This window comes from Mycobacterium gastri (assembly GCF_002102175.1).
GTDB lineage: Bacteria > Actinomycetota > Actinomycetes > Mycobacteriales > Mycobacteriaceae > Mycobacterium > Mycobacterium gastri.
In genome coordinates this window covers 1-1,148 of record NZ_LQOX01000044.1, presented here as the reverse complement: position 1 = coordinate 1,148, position 1,148 = coordinate 1, and the positions used below count along the sequence as shown (strand labels likewise).

Here is a 1,148-nt window from a genome sequence, read left to right as displayed (position 1 = left end):
ACTCCGCCGTCCTGACCGGTCGATCCGAACCCCCCGGCGCCACCGACCCCGCCGTTGCCCGCCAGCAACCCACCTGCCCCGCCGGGCCCGCCAGCTCCGGCGGTCCCAGTTGATGAGGTGCTACCGGCCCCGCCGGCACCGCCGGTGCCTAACAGCCCGGCGGCCCCGCCAGCACCGCCGTTTTGGCCGGGCCCGCCGGATCCGCCAGCCCCGCCGTCGCCAAGCAGCCACCCGCCCGGCGTGCCGTTTTGTCCGCTGCCCGCTGTCCCGTTAAGGCCGTTGCCGATCAGCGGGCGCCCGGTGAGTGCCGCGACTGGGGCATTCACCACGTTGAATACCCCCTGCAGCGGACCGCCGGAGCCGTCGACGCCGATGTTGCCGATAATTGGGCCGAACCCGCCGTTGCCGCCGTTGCCGCCGGTGCCGATCAGTACAGCGTTGCCGCCGGCACCGCCCGGACCGCCGGTCGTTGCGCCCTCGCCGCCGGCGCCGCCGGTACCGCCGTTGCCTGCCAGGATGCCGGCCTGGCCGCCGGTCCCACCAGCCCCGCCGACGCCCGCGATGCTGGCGCCGCCGGCCCCGCCGATCCCACCGGAGCCAAGCAGCCAGGCATTGCCGCCTGTCCCGCCGGCCCCGCCGGCGCCACCTCCGCCAGCGCCGGCGGGCCCGCCAGCCCCGCCGCTCGAGGCCAACAGGCCTGCATTTCCGCCGGGCCCGCCGCCCCCGCCGACGCCAAGTTGGCTGGTTCCGCCGGCACCGCCGGCTCCCCCGTTGCCGACCAACACGCCGGCGTTGCCGCCGGCCCCGCCGATCCCGGCGCTGCCTAGGCTGGCGCCGCCGGTCCCGCCGGCCCCTCCGTTGCCGAACAACACGCTGGCGTTGCCGCCGGCGCCACCGGCACCTCCGCCTACGCTGCCGATCCCACCAACCCCGCCGTTCCCGCCGCCGGCACCGACCAACCCGCCGAGCAGCCCGCCGGCCCCCCCGGCCCCGCCGGACCCACCGACGCTATCTTGGCCAGCTCCGCCGGTCCCACCGATTCCGCCGGCGCCCAACAGCCCGCCAGCTCCGCCGACCCCACCCACTCCACCGGTCTGGCCGGACAGTCCAAACCCTCCGGCGCCGCCGTTGCCGCCGTTGCCGCCGCG

1 protein-coding gene is annotated in these 1,148 nt (G+C 77.5%); it reads right to left on the bottom strand.

The features are described from left to right. Nucleotides 1–1,148, bottom strand: a 1,148-nt coding sequence (locus AWC07_RS27930; protein WP_341865239.1) for a PGRS repeat-containing protein, incomplete at both ends; no start/stop codon positions are given.